We start from the raw sequence: 22,865 nt of genomic DNA, 5'->3' as shown, positions 1-22,865 counted from the left end.
ATGACTTTTGAGCAAATTATAGCCGATATAAAAGCCCGTAAATTTAAGCCTGTTTACTTATTGATGGGTGACGAGCCGTATTACATCGACGAGATAACAGATATGCTGGTAAGCACCGTCCTGCCTGAGGAGGAAAAGGACTTTAACCAAACTATCCGTTATGGAATGGAGACAGATGTGGCTTCTGTTATTACTATGGCGCGTAGTTTTCCGATGATGTCCGATTATCAGCTGATTGTTATAAAAGAAGCTCAAAACCTGACTAAAATAGAGGAACTGGAGGTTTATGCAAAGAATCCGCTTCATACAACCGTCCTTGTACTCAACTACAAGAACGGGACGCTGGATAAACGTAAGAAGCTGTATGCGGAAATAGATAAGAACGGTATAGTGTTCGAGTCGAAGAAGATACCGGAATATAAAATACCGGCCTTCATTTCTTCTTACATGCAACAAAAAGGGCTGGCTATAGATGCGAAATCGGCACAGATGCTATCCGATTATCTGGGAAACGACCTGAGCAAACTAACCAATGAGATAGCTAAGTTGCTGATTGCTATGCCGAAAGGCCAGGTACAGATTACTCCTAATCTGATAGAAGAGAATATTGGTATAAGCAAGGATTTTAACAACTTCGAGTTGCTAAAGGCTGTTATAGAAAAGAATACATTCAAAGTGAACCAGATAGCGGATTATTTTGAGAAGAATCCAAAGAACAATCCTTTGATTGTGACATTGGTAGTTCTTTTCAATTTCTTCAGCAATCTGATGATATGCTACTGGGCAAAGAATAAAACAGAGCAGGGTATCGCCGCCGAACTGGGATTCAGGAATCCATATCAGGCAAAAGATTATGTTGCGGCAATACGCAATTACAATGCTTTTAAATGTATGGAGATACTTAGTCTACTGAGAACATACGACGCTAAATGCAAAGGGGTGGATAATGTATCTACGCCCGATGGGGAATTGTTAAAAGAGTTACTGTATAAAATAACACATTAGTCTGCCTTATGAGAAAGAGCCTTGTATTCATTTTGTCGGTCTTATTATTGCTAAGTATCACTATTAGAGCAAATGACCCGCTAAGGAAGGAGACATATATCTATTCCATAAAAGGGACAGACACCCTTCGTCTCGATAAATATGATTTGCCCGGGCCGGAAAAAGAAAAGCCATGCATTGTTTTTATGTTTGGAGGAGGTTTTGTCGGAGGGGTTCGTGATAATAAGAATTACATTGGGTATTTCAATCATTTGGCAGATAAAGGCTTTACCGTAGTTTCTATTGATTACAGGCTGGGAATGAAGAGCCTGGATACCCAAGACCCGATGCGTATCGTAGCCGCTCTTAATAAAAGTATATCTATGGCAGTGGAAGACCTCTTCGATGCCACGGCTTTTGTAGTGGATAATGCCAGAGATTGGAATATTGATAAGGATATGATTGTTGCCAATGGTTCCAGCGCAGGTGCCGTATCTGTTTTACACGGCGAATATGCTATCTGTACCCGGGCAAAAGTAACAGGGAAACTTCCTGTTGGGTTTAATTATGCCGGGATTATCTCTTTTGCCGGCGCAATATTCAGTATCGACGGGGAGTTGCAGTGGCAGACGCCTCCGGCTCCGATGCAGTTGTTCCATGGCGATGCCGATAGTAATGTACCTTATGATAAGATAGAGCTTTATAACTACAGCTTTTACGGATCGAAATATATTGAAGGACAGCTAAATAAGATAGCTTCGCCTTATTATTTCTTTGATGTGAAAAATGCGGCGCACGAAATATCAGAGAGTCCGATGACTTCCAACTTACACGAAATAGACAGTTTTCTGGAAAAATATGTGGCTGGCAAGCAGCCACTGATGATTCATACGGAAGTACAGCAGATCGGTAAACCGGAAATGAAGAAAGACTTTGAGATGACAGACTATATAAAGACCAATTTTAAGTGACAGATCCCTTGTTCTAAAGAAGTATTTCTTTTAAAATACAGGCTTGTCGGCTGACAATGAGGGGATTCCACCTTCTGTGTATGGCCATCCTTCTTTATCCCATTTTATCTGGTCCAGCAATAATACACGGCCTTTAGGATTCTCCAGATCTACTCCATGATAGAAGATCCAGTCGTTTCCTTTCTTGTCCTGTACTATCTCGGAACAATGGCCATTGCCTACGAACCGGGAATTGGAGCCAATGACAACTGAATATCCGTTATCCATCATGTCTTTTCCTGATTTATCCACATATGGGCCAAATAGAGATTTGGATCGTCCTACAACAAGTTGGTAGGTACTCTTTACTCCTTCACAACAAGTGCCAATGGATGCGAACATATAATAGTACTTTCCTTTCTTATAGATATATGTTCCTTCGAAAGCAGTTCCCGCTATCCGCTTTTTGGCGGCGTCCGGTTTCAGGCTTAGGCCATCCTTGCTGAGTTCAGTGGCATAAATACCTCTGAAGCTGCCCCAGAAAAGGTATTTCTTGCCTTTGTCTTCTATATAGAACTGGTCGATGGAGTTCTGGACGTCTATATCCTTGCTTTGGAAAAGCTTTCCTTTATCGAAGAAGGGTCCTTCCGGTTTATCGGATACAGCCACACCGATGCCGCATGTCCATTCGCCTCCCCATACCGACATGGAATAGTATAGGACATATTTTCCATTGATGTAGTTGATATCGGGTGCCCATAATCCGCCTTTCGGTTCGAAATTAGGGCGGGTATCGTTGGTAAAGGCAGTGCCGGTGAATGTCCAGTCGGTGAGATTATCAGACTTGTAGATAGGTATATTGCGGGTATTTTCGGTTGCATATAAGTAAAAGCTACCATCTTTGGTCTTGATGATAGTAGGATCGGGTAAGCTGGTATTGATTACCGGATTTTGGTATGTATTGGAGTTCTGAGCTGATGTATTAATACAGATAGATTGTATTAGAAAAAGGATAATGGAAAGTAATAGTGGTTCAGTTTTCTTCATAATATACAAATTGGATTTCTTTAAATAGGAACGGATAATTGTTCCGTATACTTCAAATATAATGCATATATTTTGAAGAACAGAAGCCATTTGTACACAAATGAATATGGGTGACTAAGATTGACCAGAAATTACCTTTCGTTGGTTGAAATCTGCTATAAATGTCTGCTCATACCATTTTCTCCTACACAAATTCATCGGGCAGGTTAACCAGATATAATTTTTCACTGGCCCGGGTGATTGCAGTATATAGCCACCGGTAAAAGTTTATGCCAAGATGTTCTTCCGAGATATAGCCTAAGTCGAGAAATACATTAGACCATTCTCCCCCCTGAGCTTTATGGCAGGTTACAGCATAGGCAAATTTAACCTGTACCGCATTATAATAGGGATCTACTTTCAGCTTCTTCATTTTGCCTGCACGGGTAGATATATCGGCATAGTCTTCCATTATATTCACGAATAGCTCTTCGGAGCGTTCACGTGTAAGTCCTGCCACGTCCGAATGAAGCGTATCCATCAGTATTTTTATCTCCAGTTCTATGTCGTAATCGATGCTCTTTACCAGTACATCGCGGAAACGGAAGCCATACAACTCCTGTTCGCCGCGGACACGCAGTACTTCTACTATTTCGCCATTGGCAAGAAAGTCAATACCTTCAGTATTCTCAGTCCAGAAGTAATTGTTCTTGGTAATCATCAGCATATCGCCGGCAGAGAGTTCTTCTTCTCGGTAGAGTATGCGATTTCTTACCCCCTGATTGTAGATGTTGGAACGTTTATTAGAACGAGAAATAATCATAGTATTCTCCAGTCCATCGCGATCATAGGCCGCCGATATTTCATCTATAAGGTCTTCTCCTGATATACGGACAATGTCTGTGAACTTTTTCAACTTTAGCTTAGGATAAGCTTCTGTTCTCCCCTTGTTAAGCGCATTCCGGATACTGGTAGCATTATATAATATACCGGAACTTTCGGCCTGACGGACGATTTGTGATAACATGGCTTCACGCACTTCCAGTCCGTATCCGGTAAGTACATCGGTTTGTAATGCAGGACTGTCATCTTCTCCTACAGGGGGTAGCTGGGCAGAGTCGCCGATCAATAATAACCGGCAATTTTCTCCCGAATAGACATAGTGAATGAGATCATCCAGCAATCGCCCCGTACCGAAAATGGATGAATCAAGCCCATTGTTGCTTATCATAGAAGCTTCATCGACAATGAATAAAGTATCTTTGTGCAGATTGTCCATTATACCGAAACTACCGAAGTCGCCGGAATACTTTTGCTGGCGGTATATTTTCTTATGAATAGTGAACGCAGGGTGGCTGGAGTATGAAGAAAAAACTTTGGCGGCACGTCCCGTAGGGGCGAGCAGCACGGTTTTTTGCTTAAATTCGGTCATGGTTTTTACCAATGCACCTAAAAGGGAGGATTTACCTGTACCAGCGTAACCTCTCAATAAGAATAAAGATTCTTCTTTCTGTAAAAAAAGGAAATCCACGATCTTTTCCAAAGCGGTAGCTTGTTCGGAAGTAGGTTCGAATGGAAAATTCTGCTTTATCTTATCCAGGAAGAATTTATTGATCATAATGGATGGTTAAGTGAATTGAAGTTCAAAAATAGTGGATAAAAATATCTTTTTCTAACTTTGTACATATTAAATCAGGGTAATGTATCAATCTTTATAAAAAGATTTATCTATAGATTGGAGAAAGAGTAATAAATATTGGGTAATATGTATGAATGAATATTATTCTGTTTACTTTGCAATATAAAAATAAAATATGTTCTTACCGGAAAATATAGATCTTGGACAGTCAGAAAAATATGTTTTATCCATTCGTATAAAAACGGATGAATTTATGTTTTCTATTTCCGATCCGGAGAATGGAAAAGGATATTGTCTGCGTGAAACTACATTTTCGACTAATGATAATCTATTAGGCAATATTCAGCGAATTATTTTTGATCTGAATTTTCTTACCCAGGAATTTAAACGGACAAATGTTATTATTGTTTCTTCTGACTATGAGCTGGTTCCTGCATCTTATTTCAATATAAAGGAGAGAGAGAGATTGTATAATTTTACCCATAATCAGGAAGCCGGACAATTGATGTCAGGATTGATTGAAAAACAGGATATTATAAGCTTGTTTAACGTAGAGAAAGATATTTTTGAGTTTCTTTTGCGTAATTTATGGAATCCTCACTTTTTTCACCATTCCAATCTGCTTATTAATTTATTAGAGGGCAGGGGAGGAGTAACAAATTTAAGGTCGAAGGTGTGTTTGAATTTTCATGGTAATTTTATGGATGTTATTTGTTTTTCAGGTTCAAAGCTTGTTCATTGTTTAACTTATGAAAATGAACCGGCAGCCAATCAGGTTTACTATATTCTTAAATTATGGGAAAATTGTGGTTTTAATCAATTGGAAGATTATATATATATAAGCGGGAAACCTGACGAACTGGTTGTTATCCGGTTACAGGAATATATTAAGAATATAGAAAGGATGAATACTCCAAGCGAAGTATATTTATGGAATGAGGATGCTCAAAAGGCTCCACTCGATTTATTGGCATTAGTATTATGAGAATTATCAGCGGAAAATATAAGGGACGCAGATTCGATCTGCCTAAAAGTTTTAAAGCACGGCCTACGACGGACTTTGCAAAAGAGAATCTTTTCAATGTGCTGAATAACACTATAGATTGGGAAGATACCGTTGCTCTCGATTTATTCGGAGGAACAGGAGGTATAAGTCTTGAGTTGGTATCGAGAGGCTGTCCACAGGTCACATGTATTGAGAAAAACTTCAATCATGCATCTTTCATTGAAAAAACGAAAGAGGAATTGAAGATAAAATCAGAATTATTATTGCTCAAAATGGATGTTTTCAGTTATTTGGAAAGATGCAAGGAGCAGTTTGATCTTATATTTGCAGACCCTCCTTATGATATGAAAAACTTTGTGGATGTCCCGCGTATTGTCTTTGAAAAGGATTTAATAAAGCCAGGAGGCATATTTATACTGGAGCATCCGAAAGATCATGATTTTTCCGGGTTACCTTTATTTGAGGATAAAAGAGTATATGGAAGCGTGAATTTCAGTATCTTCAGAAAGGTACTTCTATAAAATAAGAAAAGGTTGTCATCACGACAACCAATCTTCATTGTTAACCTTAAATCTAATACCATGAAAAACACAGTACAAAGATAATGGAATTTTTATGTTGTAAAACATGTTTTGGTGCTTTTCTTTATTTTGTTAACTTTATTTAACTTGCCCTGGTGAGGTTTTTCTTTAAATCTATCCACTTTAAGTCTTGAAATCATTATTTTATAAACTTTACACTCTGATTTATTATTTTATTCTAAAAGAATTATCTATATAGAAAGGATAGAGCAGGTTGATTTTATTTCTTTTTTAATAAAATTCTATTTCTGTAATTCTCTTTTATTTTTTATAAAAACTTATTTTGCAATATGTATATAGCAAAAAAGTACATATATTTGCAATGTTAACATTGCAAAAACTGTGCTTATGGATAATTTAATAAAAATGAGAAGTAATAAATTTGCTGAAATAAATGTAAGTTATACCGCTAAAGAAGCTATTGATGAGGCTAAACGATGTCTCAACTGTAAAAACCCATTATGTATACAGGGTTGTCCTATAGAGCATAATATTCCTGGTTTTGTGAATCAGTTGTCAATGGGAAATATTGGCGCGGCAATGCAAATAATAAATGAGAAGAGTAATCTTCCGGCTATATGTGGAAGGGTTTGCCCACATGAAAAGCAATGCGAAGGTCATTGTATTCTTAATAAAAAAGACAATCCGGTGAGAGTCGGCAAATTGGAACGTTTTATCGCGGACTTCGACAGTGATATGAATCTTATAAAAGAGCGACTAAAACCCAAAACCCGAGGAAAGGTTGCTGTAGTTGGCTCCGGACCTGCTGGGCTGACCGTAGCCGGAGACCTGGCCAGGGAGGGATTTAATGTAGTTGTGTTTGAAGGACAAAAAGAACCCGGAGGGGTATTAATGTATGGTATACCGGAGTATCGGTTGCCTAAAGATATTGTCCGCAGGGAGATAAATAAAATAGAAGCTTTGGGTGTTACCTTTATTAATGACTTTCTTGTTGGTGAAAAGATGACCGTGGACGAGATGTTGTCACGTGAATTCGATGCTGTATTTATAGGTTCAGGAACGTCTGTCCCAAACAGATTAGACATTCCGGGTATCAATCTATATAAGGTATTGCAATCATCTTACTTTCTACGGATGGTTAATCTCTATAATAACGGCGACATAAGCCGTAATGCCGTGCCATTGGTGGAAGGGGAAAATGTAGCTATTATTGGTGCCGGAAATGTAGCTATGGATGCTGCCCGCACAGCCTTGAGAATGGGGGCGAATTCGGTAAACATCATTTATCGCAAGACAGAAGATGAATTGCCTGCGCTAAAGACTGAATATAACGAAGCGGTAGAGGAAGGAGTGAATTTTCTTTGGGAGAGCCGGACAGTGGAATGTCTCGGTGAAAATAATACACTCAAAGCCATTCGTGTAGAAACACCCGAAGGGGAAAAGATAATGCCTATGGAACGTGTTTTCATTGCTATCGGCTCAAAGCCAGCCAACCGTATAGTGTCTACATCCTTGGGTATTGAAGTGAATGATAGCGGCTATGTAATAACTAAAGAACATCCATACGGTATGACCACCCGTAAAGGAGTCTTTGCCGGAGGGGATGTCGTGCATACGCCACAGACTGTTGTTTTAGCTATGCGTGAAGCTAAGCAAGTGGCGCGGGGAATAGCCCGCTACATTGATGCTGTAAAGCTGTTGGAGGGGTGATTTCTAATATCTGGTATTTGCGTCTACGGCAACTTCAATTGCTACAGCTCCAACAACGAGGGTTGTGCCCAACAGTATCTCCCAGAAAGTGTTGTTAGCTGGTTTTTCTATGTAAAAGAAATCTCCTCTTTCGGCCATATCTCCTGGAAGGTTAGATGGCTTTATAGACTGGGTTTTGATTAAATTCGACATATAGAAGTTTTGCTGAAATGTCATAGGATGTTCCGGTCGGGCATAAACAGTCAGATAACTTTCGAAGTGTAAGGGGCTGTCGGATTCGGAATAATCTATCCTCTTTACTTTTATTGCATTATTGTCTTTATCTCCTAGATAAGAGTCTCGATATAGATTCTTGTCCAATTTGTCGAAATTCATATTCAGCCTTAAAGGAATATAGCTAATCATTGTATTGGGAGGTATGAAACTTATATTTTGAGGCGATTCTATATCTCCGGCAAAACTTCCGTCTGCAAAACTGTATGTCTGATCAGGCGAAAGATTATAACTATCCACGAATACTTCAGCACTTCCAGAGAAATTAAGTTTGTCTTTCGCATAAGAATATGCTGTGCCATCCAGTATAAGTGCAGAGCGTTGCCAGTCTACATACAAGGGAACAGGCAGCTTGTTGAAAACCGTAATCTGTATGGGAGCACTTTCACCCTTGAAACAATAGGCAATCCATAAGCTGTCTGTTTCCAAAAGAAAGTCTCCGTTGTCTACTTTTTCTACATATTCATTATTCGTATTCAATGTAGAAAAGAAGTAAGTAGAACTACAGGATGTGGCAGCTAATAAAATTATTATAAAACAGATTATTTGTTTCATACGGTTAGATTTTATAGAAACCGATTATTCTTATACAAGTATATTATTAAAATCCGATATATACAAATTATCATTTTAGATTAATCTCACTAATAGTTCTCTCCGGAAAATCAGTCTATACCTCTGTTTGTATATATAGATAAAGTTATTTGAAAAAGATAAAGAGCCATTCCATCCCGGAATAGCTCCCTACAATTAACCTAAAAAACGTATTAATCAGGGCCGTCCTCCCGGCCCTCCTGAAGATGTTCCGATAGTTGTCAGCATAGAACTTGTTGTAAAAGTCGTAGCTGCCGTACCTTTTGTATATGTCGTTCGTGTATATAGTCCGTGGAAATCGCTTCCGCCCGAAACACTTCCGCCTGTATATATAGTGTAACTCGTATTTGCTGCCAGATCGGGACTGCTGAACAATAGCGTCAGCGGTGAATATGTACGTGGTATTTTATAAGTTAGTACACTCTTCCCATCCGCAGATTCTATATGTATAATCTGGTTGGCTGTGCCCGTAGTTCCATAAACAACCGACCGTTGGGTACTGACACTCGCTGTTGGGTTGCTGGTTGCTCCGCCGGTGCCTACAAGTATTCCGCCTGTAATCTTGAACGTGTTGTTATCGCAGTCGAAACCCTCTTCAGGAGATTTTGTACCCGACGAAACAACAACCCCGCCTGTAACCGTCAATGTGCCGTTAGAGTCGATTCCGTCATTACTTTCACTATAGCAGTATATATTTCCACCATTGATCCCTATGTGATTGGATGCATTGATACAGTCATCATATGCCTCTATCTCTATTGTGCCGTCATTGATGGTCAGGGTCTTTTTACTTTCCAGTCCTTCAGCTTCCACGCCGGAGGTCTTGATCGTGATATTTCCGCTATTGACAGTCAGGTTTCCATCACTTTTTATAGCTTTGGCGGCAGTATCATCCGAACCGTATTTAAACTGCCCCCCTGTTGTTGTGACTTTTATAGTTCCTCCATTAATGACAAGTTCACCATCTACACTGATGCCTTTTCCTCCTGCGCCGGAACTTTCTATAGTGATTGTTCCTTTATCAATGGCCAGATTGCCGTCACATTTTATACCTGCTGCAGATGATATATCTTTATCATCCGTATCATAAAAAGCATCTCCGGTTGTAACCAATGTAATATTACCTCCGCTTATATTCATATCACCCCCTGTCTTGAAGGCCTTGGCAGCTGTCCCTTTAGTCGTTATGTTGATTGTTCCGGCAGTAACGGACAAAGAACCTAAGTCGCTTTTTATACCCTGAGCCTTTTGGCCTGTGGTAGTAATATTTATGGTGGCATCACCTACAGTTATATATGGATCGATAGTTGTATCAGTGTCTTCATATGAAGCTACTATACCATCATCACTACTGTTTATTGTTATATTTCCGGCATCTATCCGGATATATCCCTTATCGCAATCTATGCCATCGCTCGAAGCTTTAATATTCAGGGTTCCACCATCCATACGGAAATAATCTTTGGCGTGGATACCATCGCTGACGGCTGTGGCTACTGTGATATTTCCCGTTTTCACTCTTATATAATCATCACTGCAAATAGCATGTTTATATCTTCCATACACAAGCAGGCTTCCTTCTCCTTCGAAGTTCAACTGCCCTTCACTAAAGAATGCAGCTTTCATATCTTCATCAGCATATGCCGTATAGGTATTACTGTCGATAAGTCTGCTGTTTGTTCCGTTTACGAGAGTTACAGTTACTTTTTTCCCGGATTGAACATTGAGGGCAGGGCCATCGCTACTGGTAATATCCACCCCGTTCATCATAAGTCCGAATTTATAATCGCTGTAAATCTTAAATGAACCGTTTTGTATGCTTCCTGACAAGACATAATTAATTTCTGTCACCAGATTTGTAGAGGTAACAACTACATTGCCATCACTTTGGGTAATATTCACTCCGTCATTTTCATACGGGTTCGTAATTATTGCTGCATTATCAGAAAAGGTAATGGTAACTGCATTTGAGAACACAGAGTCCCGGGAGTTGGTCTCAAAATCGTCATCAATAACAACTTCAGTATCATCGTCAACTCCATCTTCATCAGTAATAATGTCGTCTGTACTATCACTACAGGATGAAACGATAAATAGACATATACTACAGAATAAACTAAAAACGAATTTATGGATTCTCATACTTTAATAAGTTTTTGTGAATTTGAGCTTTCAATATTACTACCATTCAAAGAATACGACAAGAATGTTCGACAAATGGGATAGTTTTATCGACGAATAGTTTAGTTTGTCTGATATTTTTTTTACCAAAATTCATTTAATTGCAATCAGAAACAAATAAATTTTTCCAGAAAGTCAAAAAACCTTTATAAGGTAATCTATAACATAGATAAAGTTTCCAGAAAAAAATACGGACTTTTTTTAACAAAAGAAAGGATGGAACAATCGCCCCATCCTTTTCCTTATATTTAAGAATACAGAGTATTACAACATTTCTTTCTTTGCTTTCAACGAAGAATAACCCAGATAACCAATTATGACCAGATACATAGCCAGAGCCAGTAATTCGGAACCACTGTTAGCCAACCATTCTTCATTCACAAGGTTTATACCTCCAAAACGCATAGCAGCGCTGACTACACCCATCAATGCACCTCCCGCTATAAATCCGGAGGCTAATAATGTACCTTTCTCCAGCCGTGCGGCATTCAGGGCTTCATCCTTACTGCGACTGCCAACGTACCAACTAACAGCACCACCAATTAACAAAGGTGCGTTCAGTTCCATCGGAATAAACATCCCTAAAGCAAATGCCAGTGCAGGCACGCGTAATAAAGTGAGTAAAATGGCTATCAGAGCTCCTACTGCATATAATACCCACGGGGCCCCGGCTCCCATCATCAATGGCTCTATAACCGCTGCCATGGCGTTGGCCTGTGGTGCTACCAGAGCATTGGCTCCTGTAAATCCGTATGTTTTATTCAATATCAGTATTACACCGCCTACTGTTGCTGCGGAAACCAGTGTGCCTAAAAACTTCCAAGACTGTTGCTTCGCGGGTGTTGATCCCAGCCAGTAACCTATTTTAAGGTCGGTAATGAAACCTCCCGCCATCGACAACGCCGTACAAACCACACCCCCTATAATAAGGGCGGCAACCATACCCGATGTCCCTTTCAATCCTACGGCTACCATAACCACTGAGGCTAAGATCAGAGTCATCAGCGTCATGCCCGAAACCGGATTTGTACCTACAATCGCAATTGCATTAGCAGCAACCGTAGTAAACAAGAAAGCTATAATGGCCACAACAAGAATACCCACTATTGCATACAATAAGTTATGTATCACTCCGAAGTAGAAGAAAAGGAATGTCACAATCAGTGCAACAATGATACCGATAGAGATAATCTTCATCGGCAGGTCGCATTGAGTACGCTTGTCTATCTGTTTTGTATCAGCAGCTCCGCCTCTAAGTTCTTTAGAAGCGAGACCGACTGCGCTTTTTATAATTCCCCACGATTTTATAATACCGATAACTCCGGCCATTGCAATACCTCCGATACCGATATGGCGGGCAAAAGTAGTGAATATTGCTTCCGGCGTCATACTAGAAATGACTCCTGCAAAAGTAGGATTTAAAGTTGCCAGCATAGTATCTCCCAGAAAAGGAAGAAGCGGAACGATAACGAACCATACCAATGCGGAACCGGCACAGATTATTGCCGCGTATTTCAGCCCTATTATATAGCCCAACCCTAAAACGGCGGCACCTATGTTTACTTTGAATACCACTTTAGCTTTATCGGCAATTTCCTCGCCAAAAGGCAAAACGCGTGTGGTAAATGTTTCCGACCATGCGCCGAATGTGGCAATAACAAAATCGTAAACTCCCCCGATGATTCCGGCAAATATAAGTGGCTTAGCCTGACTGCCACCTTTTTCTCCCGATACAAGTACCTGTGTGGTTGCTGTAGCTTCAGGGAAAGGATATTTTCCATGCATATCGGATACAAAGTACTTACGGAACGGGATAAGGAAGAGAATACCCAATATACCGCCCAATAAGGAGCTTAAAAATACCTGAAAAAAGTCGACACTAATTTCGGGATATTTGGATTGCAGGATATATAAAGCCGGAAGCGTAAATATCGCACCTGCCACAATAACCCCGCTGCTGGCTCCAATGGATTGGATAATTATATTTTCACCCAGAGCATTCTTTCTCTTGGTAGCTGTCGATAACCCCACAGCAATAATGGCTATCGGGATGGCTGCTTCAAAAACCTGGCCCACTTTCAGCCCGAGGTAAGCCGCAGCGGCACTAAAGAGTACAGCCATTACCAGCCCCCATAGTACCGACCATGGAGTTACTTCTTTATACTGTTTGTCGGGAGACATTACCGGCTTGTATTCTTCGCCGGACTTCAGTTCACGGAAGGCATTTTCAGGTAGCCCGGTCACCTTCTCTTCATGTTCTGTTTTCACACGTTAGCTGTTTTATCGGTTACAAAAGATTCAAGACAGAATGTCTTAAATTTTGGACAATACAAAACTACATTTTTTTCCCGGAAAGAAAAAAGCGGGAGCGGATATCTTTCAGTAAACAACCCGTAACGGTCAAAAAGTAACAAAGGTAACAACATTTTCAGTCAACAGTAAGCAGTCATCAGTTAACAACCTGATCCGATATTTTGTCTACTCGTATCTTTTTACAAAAAGGTAACAAAGGTTACACCTTTTCACTCATTTGCTAATATGCTAATTTACAAATCTGCTAATTATTTTTTCAAAGAGCTATCAGCTGATAGCTAAAGGCTAAAAGCTATATACATAGATAAAGTTTTTTCAGTTAATCGTTCTGATACGGGATATTTTTATATTCGCATATTTCCACTATTTTAGCTTTAGTGGCAAGTACATCCTCATATCTGAGGGTTACAAGGTCGATCCGTCTTTGTTTTTTCTCCCCGTTTATCAGGAAAACGATATAGCTTATACCGATATTTACGCGGCTTACACTGGTCCAGTCAATTGTCACTTTACTTTGTTTGGGTAAAGCGGATGTAACCGAACCGGTATCAATTTTGAGAATTGAACCCTGTAGCCATAGGGTATTACTTAAAATCAATATATCCGCAAGAATAAACCCGACAATAGCGCAGAAGAAAAAAAATCCGAACCTGCTGGCAATTCCTTCCGTAACTGTAAAATACAGCGTAAAGGCAGCCAGATATATACCTGTAACTATATTCGCGACCTTTCTGGTTGACGATATTCCTTCGTAGTTGATGTTCAGCTCGTTCATATTTTTATATTTAGTTTGTAATTGCGAAACTACAAAATCAGTATTACTTATGGATAAATAACCTCTGCCATTACATATTGTTCATTCATTGGTTTGTTGAGGACAAACCTGTAACAATCTTCGGGAGTCGTGGCATAAGCTCTTAGTTTGTCTAGTTCCTCGTCAATTTTTTCTCTCCATTCTTTATAGGCACCCTCCCTATTATCCAAATATGTATCTTTTACAAACAATTCGACCAGGGTGGTCCTATATTTATCAATACTATCTTTCACTTTACCATACATAAGGTGAATAGTGCCGTATGCATTCGTTGTTTTATAAACATCGTCCAAATCTTTCCGAACTTTTCGTGCGGCTAATTCATATATGTCGAATACTATTTGTTGTTTTTCGATTCCCAGAGTATCGTTTTTGAAGACCATATACGAAGTGTTCTTTTCAAATGCGGGAGCAAAATATGCTTTTTCGATCAGTTTGCCTCTGTCTTTTTTCTTTTTAGGTATATCCAGTATCGAGAAAAATCCGGTATAAGCCATTGTACACATATTTTTTTCTTTGCACAAATCTCTTAATCGTTCTTCAGTACAGCACTCGCCTTTAAAGTCTGCTACTGTCAATTTACGATTTGGTTGCCAGAAGATATGTGTGTCACTCTCGGTTTTTAAGGTCTGGGCTGTTGTAAGTAAAGGGGAAGTTAATATACTAAAAAGTATCAGGGTATATTTTATCATAAGAATCGTTGTTTAAATAGATTTTCAAATATAGTAAACAATCATCAATGTGTATTCTTTCCATTTATTTTTCTTTGCAAATATCTTTTATTATCAATCCGGCCAGCGTAAACCCGAATATAGCCGTTATATGTGCCAATGTACCATTTGTTTGCGCTTTCACACTAGGATTATCCTGTTTAAGTAACTGAGAGCTTTTCGATTCATCGTTTTCATATTTCAGCCCCTTGTTATCGAGGACTTCATCGCTGTAAACACACATCACTTTTTTAGAAGGCTTTCCTCCTTGTTTCATTTTCCGGCGGATGGCAGCAGCTAAAGGGCAGCCCTTTACTTTCCAGAATTCGGCGGTTTTTATGCGGGAAGGGTCCATTTTCAAAGCCGCTCCCATCGACGAAAAGACTTTAGCTTTGGTACGGGTGGCGGTCAGTATTAAGTTCACTTTGTGTTTGAGGCTGTCTATGGCGTCGATAATGTAATCATAGCTTTCAAGGTCGAAAGATGCCGAAGTTTCTTCGCTGTATACTCCCGCGATTGTTGTAATTTCAGCATCGGGGTTTATGTCGAGCAAGCGGGCTTTCAGCACATCTACTTTTCTTAGTCCTACGGTTTTGGTTGTGGCCATTAGCTGGCGGTTGATATTCGTTTCACAAACAAAATCTGAATCCACTATTGTAAGGTGCTTTACACCGGTGCGAACAAGACTCTCCGCACACCAGCTACCGACTCCGCCTATTCCGAATAATATAATCCGGGTATCGGCAATTCGGTTCATTAATGTGTTCCCGAGCAGCAATTCAGCTCTTTTAAATATTCCTTTTTCCTCTTGCATATATCTAAGTTACTTGTTTTTTCTTAATTTTTCGGCGTGCAAATTTACAATAATTATTTCTGATTATTCTGTTAAGAAAATAATCATGTATCTTTGCAGTCCAAAGTTTTGAGATACCACTTATTAATAACAACTATGAACATTTTATTGTTAGGGAGCGGAGGACGCGAAAATGCGCTTGCATGGAAAATAGTACAAAGTACAAAAGTCGACAATCTGTATGTAGCACCCGGTAACGCAGGCACACATCTGATTGCAAAAAATGTGGAAATGTCTATTACCGATTTTCCTGCAATAAAGCAGTTTGTGTTGGAAAATAATATCGATATGGTTGTGGTAGGGCCGGAAGAACCGTTGGTACGCGGGATTTATGATTATTTTGTAACCGATACCGAGATTAAGCACATACCTGTGATCGGACCTTCGGAAGAAGGCGCTAAACTGGAAGGCAGCAAGGATTTCGGAAAGCAGTTCATGATGCGTCACAATATCCCTACTGCCCGCTACCGGAGTTTTACATTGGAGCAGCTTGAGGATGCTTATTCTTTTCTGGAAGAACTGGAAGCTCCTTATGTACTGAAAGCTGACGGGCTGGCAGCCGGTAAAGGCGTACTTATTCTCAATAATCTGAACGAAGCCAAGACAGAACTGAAAGAAATGCTTGGAGGTATGTTCGGCGAAGCCAGTAAGACTGTTGTCATTGAAGAGTTCCTTTCGGGTATAGAATGTTCGGTATTTGTTCTTACAGATGGTGATTCGTACAAAATACTTCCTGTGGCCAAAGATTACAAACGTATAGGCGAGGGCGATACCGGATTGAATACAGGCGGTATGGGAGCAGTTTCTCCCGTTTCTTTTGCCGACGATGTGTTTATGAAGAAGGTTGAGGAACGCATTGTCATCCCTACAGTTGAGGGATTGAAGAAAGACAATATTGTTTACAAAGGCTTTATTTTCCTAGGATTGATAGAGGTAAAAGGCGAGCCGATGGTAATAGAATACAATGTACGTATGGGAGATCCTGAGACGGAAGCCGTGATGTTACGTATCAAATCGGATTTTGTGTCATTGCTGGAAGGCGTGGCTACAAACACACTCGGAGAAAAAACAATGGAGATAGATAATCGTTATGCTGTCACTGTCATGCTTGTATCGGGAGGTTATCCCGGAGATTATGATAAGAACAAGGAAATGACAGGGGTGGATTCTGTTTCGGATAGTATACTCTTTCATGCAGGAACAAAATTAGCAGGTGATAAAGTACTGACCAGTGGAGGACGCGTTATTGCTGTCAGTTCCTATGGGGACACGAAAGACGAAGCACTGGCTAAGTCTTACAAGAATGCAGAGAAAGTAATTTACGAGAAAAAATATTATAGAAAAGATATCGGCTTTGATCTGAAATAAATGACGGCAGTACCAAAATCATATAAGAAGAATGTTGCAGATGGAAATGGAATGCTTGTTTTTTCCATTGTGTTTGCTATTATCATTCGTCTTGTTTATTTTCTATATTTTGATTTTACCCATAGTAGCCCGGCAAACGGTTATCTGTGGATACCTTTATCAACTATTTTTACCAATCATCTGGTTTCTTTGATATGTAGCAGCCTGTTTATTGCAGGTATGGCTATTCTGGCTACACATATAAATACAACACACGTATTTATCCGTAGGAAAACCATATTGTTGCCGGCTGTTGTTATTTTATTATTTAGTTGTCATCCCCGGTTTATGCTGATGTCTGCCGAGTGTATAAGTGCCTTGCTTTTTCTTATTATAATATATATGTTATTTGGGGCATATAACAGTACAAGCAAGCAGATATACGCTTTTAAAGTAAGTTTTATGCTGGCTCTGGGTAGCCTGTTTACGCCTGCACTACTGGTATATCTACCCGTGCTATGGATTGTTTTGGGTATGATGCGATGCTTTAATTTCAAATCACTCTTGGCATCCTTTTTGGGTGTATCTATATTATACTTTCCGGCATTTTCCTATTATTTTCTGACCGACAGCCTGGACACATTCCTTATCCCTTTCGTATCTGTGAACGTACAGAAACTGGCAGATTTCTCATTCTATCAATTAAATGCAGGAAACTGGATCATTCTTGGATTTTCACTCATTCTATTAGCTGTGATTGTGAGCGATAATTATATCAATCGCCATAAGGATAAGATAAAAACACGGGCTTATCTGAGACTGCTCACTTTTACAGTGGTTTTCTGTATATTGGCCTACCTCTTTTTAAGCATTGACTTTATTGTATATTTATTTATAGCTTTGGTTGCCGGCGCCTTTTTATTATCGCATTTTTTTGCTTTGGCCGAAAAGAGGGGAAGTGTTATTCTCTTTTATGTTTCGATGCTTTTTTATATTCTTGTCTGTTTTTTACCTTTTTTATCCCTATAAATAAAACATTTGTAACCTTTTACACGTTTCTATTTAGTGAACTGGATTCACAAATTGAAACATAAACTAATAAAGGAGGAATTTCAGCATGAAAACACTCATAGCAACTGCACTGATTGCATTATTTATGATTAGTTGTAAATCGGGAGAAGGCCTGTCTAAAGAAGAAACTATATCGCAGATTACGGATAAAGTAGAAAGTCAGAATTATAAATTTGTCCCTACTGCAGCTCTACCAGCATCCGGTAAATCGATAAATCTTAATTATTCATATTCGTTAGACATTTCCAAAGATACGGTAGATTCATATTTACCTTACTTTGGCCGGGCATATGTGGCTCCGATCTCGACGGATGAAGGGGGCATAAAGTTTGTCTGTACAGATTTTGAATATACACAGATCAAAGGAAAGAAAGATATGTGGGAGGTTGTGATAAAACCGCGGGATAATGCCAAAAGATACACTCTCACATTACAAATAGGGAATACCGGATATGCTACTCTGACAGTGCAGGATACGAATCGCCAGACCATAAGTTTTTATGGAAAGATAGAATAAATATATAATATTTCACCTTTGGCAACTGTTTTTTTAAGTATAAAAGTCATATATTTGGAAAATTATTATTTATTTCGCATCTCTTAAAGGGACGCCAAATACTTTTGAATATTTATTTATGCAAATATCCTTCACTGCAGAGCAAATTGCTACAGTATTAAATGGTACAATTGAAGGTGATTCTTCAGTTGTGGTGAATAATTTTTCCAGAATAGAAGACGGTAAGCCGGGAACGCTGACTTTTTTAGCGAATCCCAAATATACGCACTATATATATAGTACAGATGCCAGTATTGTTCTGGTAAATAACGATTTTGTAGCCGATCAGCCTGTAAAGGCGACTCTTATCCGTTGTTTTAATGCATATGCAGCATTGGCTATCCTGTTAGATATGGTAGAGAAGACGAAGCCTCAGAAAACAGGGATAGAAGCCATGTCTTATATTGCCTCGAATGTTAAATACGGGGAGAATATATACGTAGGAGCATTTGCTTATATTGCAGAAAATGTAAAAATAGGAAATAACACTAAAATATACCCTCAGGTATACATTGGAGAAAATGTTACTATAGGGGATAATACTATCATATACCCCGGCGCAAAGGTATATCAGGGATGTACCATTGGCAATAATTGTATAATTCATGCCGGAGCTGTAATAGGCAGCGATGGCTTTGGGTTTGCTCCTGAAGACGGAATATATAAAAAGATTCCGCAGATGGGTATTGTAATCATCGAAGATGATGTTGAGATAGGGGCAAATACAACCATAGACCGTGCTGTGATGGACGCTACTGTGGTGCACAGAGGCGTTAAGTTGGATAACCTTATCCAGATAGCCCACAATGTAGAAATTGGAGAAAATACGGTAATGGCAGCCCAGGTCGGCGTATCCGGCTCTACAAAAATAGGGAAGCATTGTGTGTTTGGAGGACAAGTAGGGCTTGGAGGACATATTACTATCGGAGATAATTCCAGTGTGGGTGCCCAATCCGGAATTATAAGCAATATTGAATCAGATTCCAAAATCTTAGGATCTCCCGCCATACCTGTCAAGAATTTCTTCAAATCAAGTGTTGTATTTCCTAAGTTGCCCGATATGTATCGTCAATTGGCCCAGCTACAGAAGGAAGTAGAAGAATTAAAATCTAACCAAAACAAATAAGAACCATTTATTAATTAATAATGAGCAAGCAACATACGCTGAAAGGCAGTTTCACTTTACAGGGAAAAGGTTTACATACAGGACTACCAATTACGATAACATTTAATCCGGCTCCTGAAAACCACGGATATAAAATTAAAAGAGTAGATCTGGAAAACCAGCCTGTAATAGACGCTCTGGCCGAAAATGTTGGTAATACTCAACGTGGAACAGTACTCACAAAAGACGGAGTACAGATAAGCACTATAGAGCATGCTATGGCTGCTTTGTATGCTTTGAGAATAGACAATTGTCTTATCGAAGTGAATGCTCCTGAATTTCCTATCCTGGACGGAAGTTCTATACAATATGTTCAGGCGATATATGGAGTAGGAATCGTAGAGCAGACTGAAGAAAGAGATTATTTTGTTGTTCGTCAGAAAATGGAGGTAGTAGACGAAGAGACCGGATCTAAGCTGACTTTGCTGCCGGACGACCGCTTCTGCATAAACTCATTCATTGAATTCGAATCAAAATATATACCGAATCAATCTGCATCTCTTGATAATCTGGAAGATTTTACTAAAGAGATTGCAAGCGCCCGTACCTTTGTTTTTGTTCGTGAAGTACAGAAGTTGCGTGATGCCGGATTGATAAAAGGAGGAGATCTGGATAATGCAATCGTTATATACGAACGCCAGATCTCTCAGCAAGATTTGGATAGTCTTGCCGATTTGTTGGGTGTGCCGCATAAAAACGCGTCGGAACTAGGTTATCTTAACAACAAACAGATTCAGTATCCAAATGAACCGGCCAGACATAAACTCCTCGATATCATAGGAGATATGGCTCTGATAGGCAAACCGATTAAGGGGCGGATAATCGCAACTCGTCCGGGACATAAAATAAATAACAAACTGGCACGTTTAGTTCGTAAACAGATTAAGCTCAACGAAGTGCAACCACCAGTATACGAGCCAAACAAAGAGCCTGTATTTGATATAAACAGAATAAAAGAGCTTTTACCTCACCGATATCCATTCTTGATGGTAGATAAGGTAATTGAAATCGGACAAAAGTATATTGTCGGCATTAAAAATCTTAGTGTGAATGAGCTTTTTTTTCAAGGTCACTTCCCTCAAGAACCTGTTATGCCGGGAGTACTCCAGATAGAAGCTATGGCACAAATAGGAGGGCTGCTGGTTCTTTCACAGGTTGATGAGCCAGAGAGATATTCGACATATTTCCTGAAAATAGACAATGTTAAATTCAGAAACAAAGCAGTGCCGGGAGATACGCTTATTTTCAGACTAAACCTCATGTCGGAAATACGCAGGGGGATTGCTAATATGAAAGGATATGCTTTTATTGGTGATAAGCTCGTTTCTGAAGCGGAATTTACAGCCCAAATTGTAAAAAATAAATAAGTAAAATAAAGTATTGATGCAACATTATTAGATCGTAGTTGACTATAGTTGCAGTTGATACAAAAGTTATAAATAGATCTAAGATCTTAATTATAGTATATCATGTCAAATATATCTCATCAGGCATATGTACATCCTGAGGCAATATTAGGAGAGAATGTAGTAATAGAACCATTCGCTTTTGTCGATAAAAATGTAGAAATAGGAGATGGCACGCTAGTCATGTCCGGCGCTAATATACGTTATGGAGCCCGTATAGGGAAAGGTTGCCGCATATTTCCGGGAGCTGTGATAGGAGGTCATCCTCAGGATCTAAAATTCAGAGGAGAGGACAGTCTTGCTATTGTGGGAGATAATACTACCGTTAGAGAGTGTGTTACCGTAAATCGTGGAACAGCATCGAAGGGATATACAAAAGTTGGCAGTAATTGTTTGTTAATGGCATATAGCCATATTGCGCACGACTGTGTGATAAACGATTATGCAATAGTTGGAAATGCAACACAGCTGGCCGGAGAGGTAGAGGTCGATCATCATGCTATCTTGAGTGGAGGTACATTGGTACATCAGTTTACACGTATCGGAGCACATGTAATGATTCAGGGAGGTACCCGTTTAGGTAAAGATATTCCTCCATATATTATTGCAGGACGTGAGCCTGTTTGTTATTCCGGTGTAAACCTTGTCGGACTGAGACGGAATGGTTATTCCAATGAGAAAATAAATGAAATACAGGAAATATACCGGATTATCTATCAGTCGGGTTTCAATTTCTCTGATGCCATAAGCAAAATTGAGAAAGAGTTTGAAGAAACTCCCGAGATGAGATTAATCGTAGATTTTGTGAAAAACTCACCTCGCGGAATCGTTAGAGGATACATGGGGTAATTAATCTCTTTTTTGATTATAAAAGGCTTTACGAATAAAGTCCTGTAAATAGTCAAATCTACGTAACATATGAAAAATAGCATACAAAAAATAATCTTTCGCTACCTGAGTATTGAAAACTACTTACGGCTGTTGCAAAGATTATTTTTTGTAATGTATAGATGGGGGTTGCTAAAGAATAAGAAGGAATACGAATATCATTATTATATAAGAAATCTAATACACGAAGGAGATATTGTAATAGACATCGGAGCTAACCTTGGCTATTACTCCATATTGATGTCTTCGTGGGTAGGAAAATCGGGGATGGTATATTCGGTGGAGCCCATCGCTTTGTATAATAAGATATTTAATGAAAAAGCCCATAAAAGAAAGAATATCGTATTGTATCCCTACGCATTAGGAAAAGAAGAAAAGGATGTCACATTGGTCTGTTCTCCTAACGTCGGATATTTAAGGACGGGTTTGCCTCATGTATATGATTCCCGGAGAGATGGGGATATTCGGACTCAGGAATTTACATTTGACGCTAAAATGAAAATTCCGTCAAAGTTATTTTCATCCATAAAAAGACTGGACTATATAAAATGTGATATAGAAGGATTTGAACACGTTGTCTTGTCCGATATGGAAAATATTATAAATAAGTTTAGGCCGGTAGTTCAGGTAGAAGTATGGGGAGAAAACGAAGAACCCGTAAAAAACTTATTTAAGAGACTTGGTTACATCCCTCATAAATTGCAAGGCAGTCTCCTCACCTCTGATGAAGAGGCTCTAAGAAAATTATCGGGTGACTTTTTGTTTATACATCCCCAGGGTAAAGCCTTATCCTGATTATATCCTAAATATAGCAGGTAAATGGTATCCTATTTTATT

At 39.2% G+C, this 22,865-nt stretch carries 20 protein-coding genes; 12 read left to right on the top strand and 8 right to left on the bottom strand.

From position 1 onward, the window contains the following. Both holA and QZL88_RS06790 read left to right on the top strand, forming a co-directional pair. Positions 1-1,005, top strand: a complete 1,005-nt coding sequence (gene holA, locus QZL88_RS06795) for a DNA polymerase III subunit delta (RefSeq protein ID WP_296939423.1) — start codon at positions 1-3, stop codon at positions 1,003-1,005. A gap of 8 nt (positions 1,006-1,013) precedes the next feature. Further along, on the top strand, positions 1,014-1,955 hold the full coding sequence (locus QZL88_RS06790; RefSeq protein WP_296939421.1) for a carboxylesterase family protein: 942 nt from the start codon (positions 1,014-1,016) through the stop codon (positions 1,953-1,955). A 30-nt stretch (positions 1,956-1,985) separates the two neighbouring features. Here the strand turns inward: QZL88_RS06790 and QZL88_RS06785 are convergent, their stop codons facing one another. Together QZL88_RS06785 and QZL88_RS06780 are read right to left on the bottom strand one after the other, a co-directional pair. Beyond that, complete coding sequence (locus QZL88_RS06785) at positions 1,986-2,981, bottom strand: family 43 glycosylhydrolase (RefSeq protein WP_296939419.1); 996 nt, start codon at positions 2,979-2,981, stop codon at positions 1,986-1,988. 184 nt (positions 2,982-3,165) lie between these two features. Continuing rightward, positions 3,166-4,578: an AAA family ATPase gene (locus tag QZL88_RS06780; protein WP_296939418.1), complete on the bottom strand. Its 1,413-nt coding sequence runs from the start codon at positions 4,576-4,578 to the stop codon at positions 3,166-3,168. A 196-nt stretch (positions 4,579-4,774) separates the two neighbouring features. On the opposite strand from QZL88_RS06780, the gene QZL88_RS06775 reads away from it, so the two are divergent. The 3 genes from QZL88_RS06775 to QZL88_RS06765 all read left to right on the top strand — a co-directional run bounded on the left by QZL88_RS06775 (position 4,775) and on the right by QZL88_RS06765 (position 7,857). After that, a complete protein-coding gene (locus QZL88_RS06775) occupies positions 4,775-5,584 on the top strand; it encodes a DUF3822 family protein (protein WP_296939417.1) in 810 nt (269 codons plus the stop codon). Continuing rightward, entirely contained in the window at positions 5,581-6,126 is a 546-nt protein-coding gene (locus QZL88_RS06770; RefSeq protein WP_296939416.1) for an RsmD family RNA methyltransferase, read from the top strand. The genes QZL88_RS06775 and QZL88_RS06770 overlap by 4 nt, the downstream gene beginning before the upstream one ends. Positions 6,127-6,534: 408 nt before the next feature. Beyond that, entirely contained in the window at positions 6,535-7,857 is a 1,323-nt protein-coding gene (locus QZL88_RS06765) for an NAD(P)-dependent oxidoreductase (protein ID WP_296939414.1), read from the top strand. Positions 7,858-7,860: 3 nt separating this feature from the next. Here the strand turns inward: QZL88_RS06765 and QZL88_RS06760 are convergent, their stop codons facing one another. The 6 genes from QZL88_RS06760 to QZL88_RS06735 form a co-directional block, all read right to left on the bottom strand. Continuing rightward, positions 7,861-8,685 carry a hypothetical protein gene (locus QZL88_RS06760; protein ID WP_296939412.1) on the bottom strand — a complete coding sequence of 275 codons (825 nt, stop codon included), beginning with the start codon at positions 8,683-8,685 and terminating at the stop codon, positions 7,861-7,863. A gap of 216 nt (positions 8,686-8,901) precedes the next feature. Further along, positions 8,902-10,866: a carbohydrate-binding domain-containing protein gene (locus QZL88_RS06755; protein ID WP_296939411.1), complete on the bottom strand. Its 1,965-nt coding sequence runs from the start codon at positions 10,864-10,866 to the stop codon at positions 8,902-8,904. 303 nt (positions 10,867-11,169) lie between these two features. Continuing rightward, complete coding sequence (locus tag QZL88_RS06750; RefSeq protein WP_296939409.1) at positions 11,170-13,173, bottom strand: oligopeptide transporter, OPT family; 2,004 nt, start codon at positions 13,171-13,173, stop codon at positions 11,170-11,172. 364 nt (positions 13,174-13,537) lie between these two features. After that, positions 13,538-13,993 carry a hypothetical protein gene (locus tag QZL88_RS06745; RefSeq protein ID WP_296939408.1) on the bottom strand — a complete coding sequence of 152 codons (456 nt, stop codon included), beginning with the start codon at positions 13,991-13,993 and terminating at the stop codon, positions 13,538-13,540. A 47-nt stretch (positions 13,994-14,040) separates the two neighbouring features. Next, positions 14,041-14,724 (bottom strand): hypothetical protein, encoded by a 684-nt coding sequence (locus QZL88_RS06740; RefSeq protein WP_296939406.1) that lies wholly within the window; start codon positions 14,722-14,724, stop codon positions 14,041-14,043. 64 nt (positions 14,725-14,788) lie between these two features. Continuing rightward, the gene (locus tag QZL88_RS06735; protein ID WP_296939404.1) at positions 14,789-15,556 is read right to left on the bottom strand and encodes a tRNA threonylcarbamoyladenosine dehydratase; all 768 of its coding nucleotides are present in this window, start codon (positions 15,554-15,556) and stop codon (positions 14,789-14,791) included. A gap of 135 nt (positions 15,557-15,691) precedes the next feature. Between QZL88_RS06735 and purD the strand changes: the two genes are divergently transcribed. The 7 genes from purD (at position 15,692) to QZL88_RS06700 (ending at position 22,823) form a co-directional block, all read left to right on the top strand. Continuing rightward, entirely contained in the window at positions 15,692-16,963 is a 1,272-nt protein-coding gene (purD, locus tag QZL88_RS06730) for a phosphoribosylamine--glycine ligase (RefSeq protein WP_296939403.1), read from the top strand. Beyond that, entirely contained in the window at positions 16,964-17,971 is a 1,008-nt protein-coding gene (locus QZL88_RS06725; RefSeq protein WP_296939401.1) for a hypothetical protein, read from the top strand. 88 nt (positions 17,972-18,059) lie between these two features. Then, entirely contained in the window at positions 18,060-18,530 is a 471-nt protein-coding gene (locus QZL88_RS06720; RefSeq protein WP_296939400.1) for a DUF4251 domain-containing protein, read from the top strand. 124 nt (positions 18,531-18,654) lie between these two features. Then, a complete protein-coding gene (lpxD, locus tag QZL88_RS06715; protein ID WP_296945031.1) occupies positions 18,655-19,695 on the top strand; it encodes a UDP-3-O-(3-hydroxymyristoyl)glucosamine N-acyltransferase in 1,041 nt (346 codons plus the stop codon). Positions 19,696-19,715: 20 nt separating this feature from the next. After that, a complete protein-coding gene (locus QZL88_RS06710; protein WP_296939399.1) occupies positions 19,716-21,101 on the top strand; it encodes a bifunctional UDP-3-O-[3-hydroxymyristoyl] N-acetylglucosamine deacetylase/3-hydroxyacyl-ACP dehydratase in 1,386 nt (461 codons plus the stop codon). A gap of 102 nt (positions 21,102-21,203) precedes the next feature. Continuing rightward, entirely contained in the window at positions 21,204-21,989 is a 786-nt protein-coding gene (gene lpxA / locus QZL88_RS06705) for an acyl-ACP--UDP-N-acetylglucosamine O-acyltransferase (RefSeq protein WP_296939397.1), read from the top strand. Between the two features lie 69 nt (positions 21,990-22,058). After that, positions 22,059-22,823, top strand: a complete 765-nt coding sequence (locus tag QZL88_RS06700; protein WP_296939396.1) for an FkbM family methyltransferase — start codon at positions 22,059-22,061, stop codon at positions 22,821-22,823. The last annotated feature ends 42 nt before the right edge of the window (positions 22,824-22,865 follow it).

Origin of the sequence: uncultured Dysgonomonas sp. (assembly GCF_900079725.1) — a bacterium.
Lineage (GTDB): Bacteria > Bacteroidota > Bacteroidia > Bacteroidales > Dysgonomonadaceae > Dysgonomonas.
This window is presented reverse-complemented; position numbering and strand designations above follow the sequence as displayed.